General features: G+C 42.9%; 6 protein-coding genes. All 6 read right to left on the bottom strand.

The features are described from left to right. Positions 1 to 60: 60 nt before the first annotated feature. The 6 genes from PHG22_00495 to prfB all read right to left on the bottom strand — a co-directional run bounded on the left by PHG22_00495 (position 61) and on the right by prfB (position 12,298). Complete coding sequence (locus PHG22_00495; protein ID MDD5490259.1) at positions 61 to 7,968, bottom strand: carbohydrate binding domain-containing protein; 7,908 nt, start codon at positions 7,966 to 7,968, stop codon at positions 61 to 63. A gap of 71 nt (positions 7,969 to 8,039) precedes the next feature. After that, complete coding sequence (locus PHG22_00490; GenBank protein ID MDD5490258.1) at positions 8,040 to 8,912, bottom strand: hypothetical protein; 873 nt, start codon at positions 8,910 to 8,912, stop codon at positions 8,040 to 8,042. Positions 8,913 to 9,020: 108 nt separating this feature from the next. Further along, a complete protein-coding gene (rsmA, locus tag PHG22_00485) occupies positions 9,021 to 9,872 on the bottom strand; it encodes a 16S rRNA (adenine(1518)-N(6)/adenine(1519)-N(6))-dimethyltransferase RsmA (protein ID MDD5490257.1) in 852 nt (283 codons plus the stop codon). Positions 9,873 to 9,898: 26 nt separating this feature from the next. After that, the gene (locus PHG22_00480) at positions 9,899 to 10,264 is read right to left on the bottom strand and encodes a four helix bundle protein (GenBank protein MDD5490256.1); all 366 of its coding nucleotides are present in this window, start codon (positions 10,262 to 10,264) and stop codon (positions 9,899 to 9,901) included. Further along, entirely contained in the window at positions 10,248 to 11,192 is a 945-nt protein-coding gene (locus PHG22_00475) for an NAD-dependent epimerase/dehydratase family protein (GenBank protein ID MDD5490255.1), read from the bottom strand. Before PHG22_00475 ends, PHG22_00480 begins: the two co-directional genes overlap by 17 nt. Before the next feature lie 7 nt (positions 11,193 to 11,199). Beyond that, a protein-coding gene (gene prfB, locus PHG22_00470; GenBank protein MDD5490254.1) for a peptide chain release factor 2 occupies positions 11,200 to 12,298 on the bottom strand; the annotation gives its coding sequence in 2 pieces (ribosomal slippage) (positions 11,200 to 12,231 and positions 12,233 to 12,298; 1,098 coding nt in all). Positions 12,299 to 12,330 lie beyond the last annotated feature (32 nt).

Raw genomic sequence — 12,330 nt, 5'->3', positions numbered from 1 at the left:
TTATAACTTTTAGTTTTGAACGTGTAACCGACTGGCTTTTATTTATTTTTATTCGCTATTCTATTTGGATTTTTTACAAACCCGGACCATGGTTTCCGCTGTCACTTTTGTTTCTCGAGGAGTGACATCGTTTTGAAATTCCGCCAAGTCGGCCATATTATCTTTAGCTGATATTTTAATTTCGCAAAGACGGCAATTAACATCATCAGGGTCTTCATCACATAACGGTTTTCCCTCATCAACTATGCCTTTGGCGCGGTAAATATGGAAAAATTCCAACGGTTCATTAGTACAACGTTCTGGAAAACGTCCCCAATTGGAAGAATCGCAAACAAATTTATTTTCCAATATATCCACTTCATCAGGGTCAGCGTAATTACCAAAACTACTGGTTACTTCTTGAATACTTTCATCACCCCAGTCAACTTTAATATCGCGGATCGGCAACTGACCTCTGCCGGTTGGGTCAAATACATAGAAAGACAAACTAACCTTGCCGAACTCATTCACTTCAACTTTTGATTGACTGCCACTCACATCATTAACCTTTACTCCGGTAATCTTTGGTTGACCGATCGGTAAAACCGTGTCTAACTCTTTTAAAACTGGCTTATTATAAGTAAAATTGTCATCGGAAAATTTCCACTGCTCAAAAATCCGCGCAAATAACCAAAATAAGGAACTTTCATAATTAATACCCTCACCATCTCTTGAAAGCCGTGATTCTTTCATCGATACATCGTTGTATAAAGCACCACAATACTCGCAATTAGTGTCTGTTTTTTTAATAACATAAGTGTTAAGCGGAGGATGTTCACTATTATGTATCGGCTTAGTATAGGCGTTCGTCCCACCCCAAGGCTGCCAGTTAGAAAGATAGTCAATATCAAGATCTTGTTTAAAATCTAGTAAATCAGAGAGTTTAACTTTGGCATTTACGTTATTAGTAAAAGCATAATTTTTACCATTCTCTGCCACCCTCCCAAGAACTGAGCACCCACCACGAAACTTAATCTCATATCCAGCTATTATGAAAGCTCCTACCCCATCTTTATCATAAGCTTCTACGGTTAAACTGCTTAACGAACTATCATTAGCAAAATCAGCGTAGATTCTTACTGAACCCTGATCATTACTGATGTCATATGTCCATGAATTTTCGTCCGATAATACATTTTTAACAGCGACGGCTATCCCGTATGTTCCAAAATCTGTCTCGCTAGCTAAATCCATACAATCGCCGTTATTAGCTTCAAACCCTTTCTTGTCATCATAATCAGTCCCATTTAAACACTCTAGATATTCTCCGCAGACATCAAAATCTTCCTCTTTAAAATCCATAGCTCCTGTGCTGGTGTGACTTGAAGAAGAAATAAAAATATTTATACTGGCGATTTGATCTTTGTATAACTTGGGTTGGTCTCCTTTATATAAAATTTTAGTAGAAGACCCACCGCCCGCCTCAGCATCTACTATATATAAACCTAATAAATGTCTTGGTAATTCTACCCACATCCCCGAAATTGAACCGCTATCAATCCCCCAAAGCTCGTCGTAAATCCTAGTGGTGTCATATGCATACTCTGGCCAATCAAATAATCTATCATTAATATCATCTTTATTTTCACACTCTTTCGGTAATCCGACAGTAGCTTCGGAAGGCGTAGCTTTATCTCCCCACGCAAAACTAAAATCTGACGATTCACAATAATACTCCGGTCCGCTATGGGTGTAAGTAGCGGCGGGATTGTAGCTGAATAGATTCGCCTCCCCTTCAACCACATCAATCGGATACCAAGTCAAACAACGCCCGGGCTTTTTATTGTCATATTCAAGACAATACCCCTTCCAGCCAAGCTTGAGAGAATTGTCTTTTACTTTTACGCATTCTTCGCCAACGGGACAAATAATTTCTTCACTTCTTGGGTCACAAGCCTGACCGCTAACAGAACAAACATAAGCCGGTATTTGAAAACCGGTCGGATAATACAACTTTTTACCAGAAGCATTGGCTACCTGATAACTGCAATCACAAGTATTAAAAGTTAATCCGGCTTTAGTAATGGAACTCTCGGCGCAGCGCGCGGCGTCGGAATCGGTAGATTTAAATTTATAATCAAACGGTGAAGATGAATCTGGATAGGAGCGGCAGGATTTATCTATAACACATGCTGTGGCAAAGTCCTCACCTTCAACTAGTTGATAACTGGCATTCAAAGTTTCCAGCCCTTCACATGATTCATTTAAAATTTTGTCATTATAATTTGCTAAATAATATTTACTTTCGCATTGTCCGGAAACACTCATATTTTCATATTCGCCACCACAATCATTATTATCATCGCACGGCTCGCCAATTTTCTTTATCCCGCCAGCCACACAATATTTTACCGAACTTTTAACCTCGGCTAAACCTTCGGCGGATTTCATACCCGGGATGGCATAGCCGGAAAAATCCTTGGCTAAAGACCAGGTTAAGCTCCTCTGCTGATAAACCTCTTTAGTTAATTCGGGATAAGCGCATCGGCTATTACTACATTCTTGACCCTCAAGACAATCGGCTGCGGTATCGCATTCTGTCTGCGCCCACTCGGCGCACTCGCCGTTGTTTTCTTTCAAATCTATACATCTGCCAATGTCGTAACAAACATTGCGGTATTGGTTATTGCGCGTCGGGTCCTTAATGCGCTCTCCAATAGTGCAGTCAATCCACTCGGCGCACTCGCGGTCGCGAGTAACTTTAAGGATAGTATTGGCGGCGGAACGATTTTTTATATCTTGCTCAAAATTCAAACATTTGTCTTCAATAAATCCGCCGGTGACTGAACGGCAATCGCTGTCAGAATTACACTGGCTATTTTTAAACCAAATATATCCTTCTGTTTTATCGGATTTCCTGCGACAAATTGAAGAATTTGATGAATCTATAATCTGGCAAGTTGTGCCCGGTTGTTTTTGACAATCACTATCTTTTGAACAGGGTAAACCATCAAAAATAGCGGATTGATTAGCCGTCGCGCAAAAACGATTATCCGTTGAATATTTTACCGGATTCACAAGATTATTATTATTCTTCTCACTGGTTCTATACGACATCGGAGCATTCCAGTAGATATTAGGATTGCTGGTTTCGTTAAAGAGAACACAGCCATCTCGCAGGCTTACTTGCCCGTTGCAAGAAGAACGGTCCAGCTTGTCATTATCCAAATAATAATACGGCTGGCCTTCCGGATGACTCGGGGTAGTAGCCACCGGGTCAATAAACTCTTCGCAGCCACTGTATTCTTCCGCGCAGACACCGGCCCAACCATCATATTTGGAATCGGCATTTTTCAACAACTGATAATTGCCAAAACACGGTTCTTGCGTGTCCTTCTTAAACCAGCCGGTTTGAATTTTCCCTGCGACATTTTCGTTTGTGACATTTTCATCTATGCGGTAATCACACAGCTTAGCTCCCGGGTCCTTAAAATATAATAATTTATCTTTCGCTTTGTATTCTTTACAATTCACCGCCCGCGGCTCGCACAACGTCGCATTGTAACTATCGGGTAAATCTTTAAGATAAGTGGACTCCCAGCCGGCGATTTTATTCTCAATATCAATTGTCGGCTGGCCTAGTTCTTTACAGCCCCTGGCTTGTTTACTGCAAGAGTATTTTTCATTTTCCGCCAGATACACGAAGTTATCCCGCGGCACCACCACTGTGGCCGCGTCGCCCTTAGGCAGACAAGTGGTCTCACCTTTGTTTGCCCAACAGCTTATTGCATTTGAACCGCCTTTTTTACAAGAACAACCGTTTAATTGCGTGCAGACCGACCCGAGGGTGCAACGATCACTCGTTTTCAGCCCTTCATAAGGGTCAGCCGGGTCGGCAATATCATAACGGCAATAAACCTTGCCAGTTTCTATAGTGCAGACATTGTTACCTTCGCGCTGACAAAGATAATCGCCAGACAAATTACTCTCCGGCCGCCAGCAAACGGCGTTTTTTACCTCCGCGTATCCGGCCTCGGAATTTTTAGTATCAATAAATTCATGGCAGCCCACGGCTGACTCGCGGCAAAGTTTGTCAAAAGATTTTAAATTATAAGCCACGCCATTACGGTCAAAATAACCCTGACAACCGACTTGCGCTCGCGGTAAATAATTGCCACTATTATCCGCATCGCACTCCGCCGGAGTTTTCCACGAATCCTGCACCAAGAGTAATCTCTCCTGCACTTCTTTCAAAATAATATTGTCAAAATAATAATCCGCGCCGGATTGCAAACCTTTAAACATCAGATAAAATTTATTGCCCTCTTCCGGTGCCGGGAAAATGACTGTCCCCAAAGAATACAATTTCCATTCTGGTTTCAAATCCGCCGTGCCGAATAAAAACGAACTGGAACCTAATCTGCCCATCTCATCGGAAAATCCTACCTCCACCGTTCCCTTACCTTTCGCCCAGAAAGATAAGGAATAAACTTTATTGGTTACGATTTGCCCGGTTATATCCTTATATAAACCATCAGTTGAAGTGTTGGATACCAATAAAGAATGTCCTCCCACAGACAGAGAATCAGCGCTTAAAACCGAACGCGCACCCTTGGCTCCCCAGCCGGCCGGTATCCCCGCTTCAAAATTATCATTGAAAATAACTGCGATATTTTCAGCGTAATTACCTTTGTATTCGCGACAACCGTCTTCCGCGGCGGGACATATCGCACTCTCCGCCGGATAACCATGATAAACGCAGGTCTGGGTATTGGCATCAAAATAAATCGGCGAATCAGTGAGATTAGCTCCTAACGCCTCGCATTCTAATTGGGAAATTCTCTGCGTCTGCCTGTAAGGATGGCAATCATCGGCAATCGTGATGGTTTTAGAATAATATCTGTAATGCACCCCTCCATTCACGTCATAAAATTGCCGGCAATCGGGGTTTTCCCCATATTCGTCTTCGCAATCGCAATCAATATCAGTATCATTAATACTGCGCCCGACGCAAAGCGGAGCACCGCTCGACGCCGCTTTTAAATTCCAAACTTTGAGCTGATAGCCAGTTTGGTCTGAACCCTCCCAAGTATAAAATACGGGTAGAGCCCCGTTCGGCTTTTCACAAAGCCGCAGTTCGGAAAAATATTCAATTTTTTCCGTGTCTAAATTGGTAAATTCCTCACAACCCACGGCGGTACATCCTCGGGCGGTGGAAGGAATAAAATAATCTTCTGAACCGTCAAAAGCTCCGACGTCAAACTGCGTGGGATGCTCCAAAAACATATCATAACCAATACAGCTTGCCGGACAAAGGTCATTGGAAGTAACAATGCCGGGAACGCCCGGGTCGCCGTTGGTTGGAGTAAAGAGTTCACAACCGACTTCCTCGGCCTGGCAAAAAGGAGCGTAAGAAGCGCAAAGAGGATTATCCGGATTGGTATCACATTTTAAATAATCCGGAGCTTTCTTTATGTAAACCAGATTATCAGCACCGTATTCGGAATAATTCGTAATTTTGGTCGCTTCTTCTAATTTAAGAGCGTCTATAATAAAGCTGCCGCCGCTGACAAAGGCTACTCGAAAATCCACTTGGCCGTTTCTGGTTAGAATAAACGGTTCCGCGGATTCAATGTTCTGCCACCCCCCATTACCTTCCGCTGATTCCACTTCCGTTATTTGACCGGAGTTTCCGGATTCATTATATATGGCAAAAATTTTTATTTTTACTCCCCTATCGGCCTTAAACCATCCGCTCATCATGTAAGGAACTCCGGCGCGTAAATATCCCACGGACTGCGACAATGGATAGCCCGTAGAGCCAATTTTAGTAACCCTTAGAGAATATGACCCTGCGCCCGGATAAGATTCTGAAATAATTTCTGTTTTTAATGACGAGGGACCACCGGCCACGACCTCCCAATCCAGAACTCGATCATTTTTGCCATCGTCAACTTCTCCGTTGAATTTTTCAAAACTTCCATTAACCAAAAGATTGGTGCCGGTGCCGACGGCCGGCCTGATAAGTTCCGTACAGCCGGCGCTAGATTTATCACAACTCTGAACATCTTTATTGAAATATAATTTTTTATTGCTTGCTAAACCCAAATCCGCGTCTTTCACTGTGCAGGACCATAAACTTTGCGAATCGGCGACATCGCAATACCACGAACAACCGGCGTTGGAAGCGTTGCAAATATCTTTGTTAATGGTGTTTTCAAGATAAGCCACGCTACCGCCCTCGGTATCCGTAAAGACTTCACAAGAATTATAATAAGCCGGGCATTCCGTGCCGCCGAATCTCCAGATATTGCGCTCGCGGTCGCAATAACCCCAGGCCAGACAATTTCCCTTTTCGTCTTCACGCAAACAGGTCTTGGTATCCACGCAAATTTCTTCTCTGGCGGAACTCTGCGACACCGTAGTGGCGCCATAGGCCGTAACATCGCAACGTTGCTTAGGCGCCTTAAGCACCCAGTTGGAATCAACTAAATTACAAAATGGCGATTCGCCTATATCGCACTTAACTCCATTTAAAGCACAATCGCTATCACTAATACATGTTTTGCCTATCAGAGCACCGGTAGCCTCAATAAAACATTGATTTCTAGTTCCGCAAACGTCATCATCTCCGTATTTATTAAATCCATCTATTACCTCCTTGAGAGTGGTAGGTTTTTTTGTTTCATTTTTTATAACCTCCGCCGCCAGTTCCCAGCCCACCGGCAAAATCCGCATGGAGCGCAGTTTGCGCATATTATCAATTGAATAAACGTTTTCCAAGTCCGGCTGTTCGGTCTGCGTACCCCCCACCGGATCTTTATATCCGAAGAAATAATCGCCATGGAGCAGGCCTTCGTTAACGGCCTCTCCGACTGTTTTCCCCTCTCTGATGGCCTGGAAGAACTGCTGGTCAACCACGCAATTCTGTTGTTCGGCATCCGAAACATTCTCCGGGCAAGCGATAAGTTTATAGATGTCAACTTCGCCGGAGGACTTTAATTTTGGAGTGCCAATAAATGAGGCGTAGTATTCCTGCGCGGATTTGGTGGTTCTGCCCGTACTACCAGAATAACGATTATAAAGTCCGCCAGTGGTATCGCTGGGAGAAAAAAGACCCTGAAAAGTTAACTGCAAATACTGGGCTAAAAAAGTATTGCCAAAAGCATCTATGGCATCAGCTATGGGATCTAGCGTCCAGGTCATTACTTCTGAGCCTGCTAATCCCGTTGCACTTTTAACTGATTCCCATCCCCAAGAAGCCGGAGTTTTTATTTTTTTAGTGACCGGGTCAGTTAAATCCACCATGGGCTTTTCCGGCAGACGCTCTAAAATCGCTAATTTTTCCTGCTCGGAAATGAGTTCAATCATCTTAGTTTGCAGGCCGAGAGAAACACCTAAATCATTTTCATACGGACTAAAATAAGGGACAAAGTGATCCATGAATCTGGGGTTGTTAACAAAATCTTTCCAGTTTTTAACTAATTCTGAAATGGTACAGATTGGCGGCTCCGGATACTGATACTGTTGTAAACCCAGGGAAATAGATAAACTGATAACAAAATCCGGCTGACAAAAATTAAACTTGGCAAAACCATTTTGCTCGCTTAAATTCTGCAAAAATACTCCGGCGGCGGCGTCAGTGGTATTTAATAAATAATTGCCAAACCCCTCTTCAAATAGTAAACTCTCCCGACCGGCCGCTTTATTCGCTAAATAAGTAGCGGTGTCCATCGCCAATTTGCGACTGAAATATTTTAAAGTGTTTTTAATAGAAACCTTGGCGGCCGTGGCCAAAACGGCTTCGATTTTTGATTCCCCCTCTTTACGAACGGCTTGCGCGGCTTTATAAGCCTCCCAGCCCTGTAATCCTACATCAACTACCGGTAATTGCGCCTTAACGACCCCTGCCCCAAACACAAAATTAAAAATAACAAAACAGGCCAAAACTAACGCCGGAATTTTAAATTTTGAATTGAAATTTTGCATTTTAGATTTTGACCCATTCGGCTGTGCTCAGGGTCAATCCTGAGCCTGTCGAAGGATTGACTTTTAAATTTTTATTCTTCCGTCGCTTCCTTATAAAGTTTAATTAGCTCCTCGTCACTTATTCCCTCAAGGTCGCTTTCTTTCATCCCGCCGGCGATTAAGAGCTGCCTAATCTGCTCCGGAGTGATGGAATCTGACGCTGGGAGTTTGGTGCTCTCGCCATTCTGCGTTTCTGCTGTGCCCGAGGAACTTTCCCCGGCCACAACCTGCTTTTGCACTTCCTGCAAGGTCTTATCGTAAAGTTTTTTTAAATCTTCGTCACTTAAACTATCAACCTGCGCCGCGCTCATTCCCATTTCCTTAAGAAGCGCTCTTAATTCATCAAGGGATAAAGACCCGGAAAGAAGTTTTTGCCCTTGATTTAAAATTTCTTCTTCCGCCGCTGTTAAATTAGTAGCTGTTTCTTCCGTGGCGGTTGAACTTTCAGACGGTGACGAAATACAAACTCGCCCGGCCGGGCAGTTTGGGTCATAGCCCTTATCAATCTCTTCCTTGTCTTTATAATTATCAGAGTCCGAATCGTCTAAATATGGGGAGGTGTTGTAAACATATAATTCATCATAATCATTTAAGCCGTCGCTATCCGTATCTTTATTGCGCAAATCCAAACTATCCTGGGCTTCTTTATTCACCGAACCGCTGGCTTCCTCGTTTTCAGAACCCTTAAAAACGAACGGCCCCTTTATATTGTTATAATAATTGGAAAAACCGAGCGCTACTCCGGTTATGGCTAAAATAAAAACCGCGGCAAAGATAAAATTTGCCTTTCCTTTTGAAGCGGGCTTGACGCGCCTTTCTTCCTTCTCTCCTTCGCCCCCCTCTGCTCCGTATGTATTAAAATCGCCCGGTAAATCAATATTTTTTTCGTAATCTTCGGGCATCATATATAAAATCAAAATTAAGAAACTTTTCTGCTTCCTTGGCTAACCAACTTTTATAAAATTATAGCATAAAACCAAAATAAAGGGAAACCTTCTGAGAGCTGCTGATTTTTATGCTTTAATTGGAGTAATTTTAGCTAACCTTAGCCAATCTTCCACGCTTAACCCTTCCGCCCTTATCTTGGGGTCCAACCCGGCCGCAATTATCCACTTTACTGCCGTTTCTTTCGATATTTCTAAATTCCTAGACAAGTTATTTACCAATTGCTTTCTTTTTGCCCGAAACCCGGCTTTAACTACCTGCCAAAAAAGGCGGTCATCAAAATCTTCCTTTGACCCTCCATGCCTTTCCCCTACTTCGATTTTCAAAAGGGCGCTCTCTACCCCCGGCTTTGGCCAAAAACTTCCGGGTCGCACTTTCATTAAAATTTCCGGCTGGCCGTACAATTGGACGCTTATGGCGAGTAAGCTCATCTCGCCCGGTTTGGCCAAAATGCGCTCGGCAACGTCCCACTGGATTAATATAATTATATCCTTGGGGCGAGGTTCGTCTGTCAAAAATTTTTGTAAAACGGCGGAAGTAATGCTGTATGGCAGGTTGGCAATGAGGCGATAACCCAAATCTTGAAACTTATAACTTGTAACTCTAAATTTTAAAATATCCTCGTTAACTAATATTATATTCTTATGGCCCCTAAAGGTATTCTTTAAAATCGGGAAGATTTTTTTATCCAACTCCACGGCCACAACTTTTTTGGCTTGGCGCGCCAGCGCTTCGGTCAAAACGCCGAAGCCCGGGCCAATCTCCAAGATTGTATCCGTCTTTTTGACCTCGGCTAACCTCAACATTTTATCCAGCACATTTTTGTCCACTAAAAAATTCTGCCCGCGATGTTTTTGCGGGCTGATGCCATTATCAATGCATAGTTGGCGAATAAAACTAAGAGAAGAAAGATTCATCATAAAAATTAAAAATGCAAAATGTAAAATTATCTTTTACCTTTTGCACTCATAATAATAGCAGCAAGTATCTTAGAAAGTTCATCTACTTCCTTTAAAAGTTTGTCGATGTCTAATTTTTGACCATCGCGCAGTAAGCCGAGCCAATATTTTGTTTCATTAGCTGATTTTAGGGCGACGGTGAGAAAATTAATAAAATCTTTCCTTGAACTAGCGGCCTGCGCCTCAATAATATTGGCACCAATGCTTGTAGCGCAACGGAGCAGTTGTTTAGTCATTACCTCAAGTATCCAATCTTTCCTATCTAAACCCCGCAAAAATCGCAATATTTCTAAACTAAAAATATAGGCCCTCTTTTTGATGTCAATTTTTAATTTTTCATTGTAATTTTCCATTTTTAATTTTAAATTTTTTTATCCACTCTGCTGTTTTTTTAATCCCCTCTTCAATGGAAATTCGCGGCGACCAGCCCAATTCTTTTTTTATTTTTCGGGCATCAAGAACACTCCTCCTCTGCTCGCCCGGTTTAGCGGGGCCGCGGATTACTTTTACCGGATACGCGAAATTTTTCGCAATGAGTTTAAAAATTTTGTTTACATCCGTCTCCCGCCCAGTACCGATGTTATAAGAACCAGCGGCTGATTTTTTTAAAGCCACCAAACTGGCCTTAACCACGTCATCAATATAAACATAGTCCCTCGTCTGCCGTCCGTCGCCGTTAATAATTGGCTGTTCGCCCTGCAAAATCTTACTGATGAAAATAGCCACCACTCCTGCCTCGCCGTCTGACCGTTGGCGAGGCCCGTAGATATTGGCGAAACGCAACGCGACGTAAGGAATACCAAATTGCTTCCAAAAATAACACAGGTATTTTTCGGCAGCGAGTTTGCTGACACCGTAAGGGCACACGGGGTTGGTGGGGGCGCTCTCCGGCGTTGGCAAGAGTGAGGATTCTCCATATACCGCCCCTCCGGAGGAAGCAAAAATTATTTTTTTGATTTTATATTTTTGCGCGTTAGCAATAACATTCAGCCCGCCCAAGATATTGACGCGCGCGTCAAATAAAGGGTCGGCCACCGATTTTCTCACGTCCATCTGGGCGGCGTAGTGAAAAACGTAATCTGGTTTTTCTTTTTTAAAAACATTCTCCAGCTTCGGGCCGGAGATATCTAATTTATAAAATTTAGCGCGGGGGTTAAGATTGGATTTTTTGCCGGTTGATAAATCATCAACCGCTACAACTTTAAAATCTTTTTTAATCAACGCATCAACGAGATGAGAACCGACAAATCCCGCTCCGCCGGTAACTAAAACTCTGGACATAAAAAAATTAATAAAAATACTGTCTAATTCCGGCTCTCAGATATGCTTCAATAATCTTTTCTAATTCTCCATCCAGCACCTCCCTAACCTCACTTGTCTCAAAGCCGGTGCGATGGTCCTTAATCATTTTATAAGGGTGTAAAACATAGGAACGAATCTGACTGCCCCACTCCGCCGGCTTAACCTCCCCGCGAATTTTTTCTCTTTCCTTCTTCTGCTCGTTTTCTAAAAAAGTTTGCAATTTGGCGGCGATAATTTTCAAAGCCATTTCTTTATTTTGCGCCTGCGAACGTTCATTCTGACAAGCGGCGCTTAGTCCCGTTGGGATATGGACAATCCGCACCGCCGAATAAGTAGTATTGACTCCCTGCCCGCCATGTCCGGAAGACATAAAAGTATCTATTCTTAAATCGTTTGGGTCTATCTTTATTTCCGCAGTCTCCAATTCGGGCAAAACTTCCACGGAAGAAAATGAGGTGTGGCGCATCTTGGCCGCGTCAAAAGGCGAAATACGCACCAAACGATGAACTCCGGCTTCGGATTTTAACCAGCCGTACGCGTAAGTGCCGGCCATCTGAATCGTAACACTTTTTATGCCTGCCTCGTTCCCGCGGCTTTCTTCTAAAATTTTGACCTGCCAACCTTTCCTTTCGGCAAACCTTGAATACATCCTTAAAAGCATTTCTGCCCAATCCTGCGCGTCAACCCCTCCGGCACCGGCATTAATAGACAAAATAGCGTTAGCTCGGTCATGCTTACCACGAAAAAGCAAAGCAAACTCCAATCCGCTAAACCGCCTTTCTAAATCCGCCAATCTTTTCCCCGACTCTTTTGAAATTTCTTTGTCCGCAGGTGAAGATTTTAGAATCTCAATCAAATCATTTATTTCCCCTGATAATTTTCCCCAAATTTCCAGCTCTTCCTCTAACTCCGTAAACTGTTGGCTAATCTTTTTTGCTTTTTTTTGGTTAGACCAAAACTCCGGTTCAGCCATCTCTCTTTCCAGCTCCTTTAGTTTTTGCAGCTTTTGGACATGGTCAAAGCAACCTCCGTGTTTCCTTGACCCGTTTTTGGAGTTCAAAAAATTTATTTAAAACGTCAGACATAAAATTTGATATTTGACATTAAAATTTTAACA

This window comes from Patescibacteria group bacterium (genome assembly GCA_028716045.1).
In the GTDB taxonomy this organism is placed as follows: Bacteria; Patescibacteriota; Patescibacteriia; order JAQUQO01; family JAQUQO01; genus JAQUQO01.
Note: the sequence above shows the minus strand (reverse complement) of the source record. Positions and strands in the feature narration are given on the sequence as shown.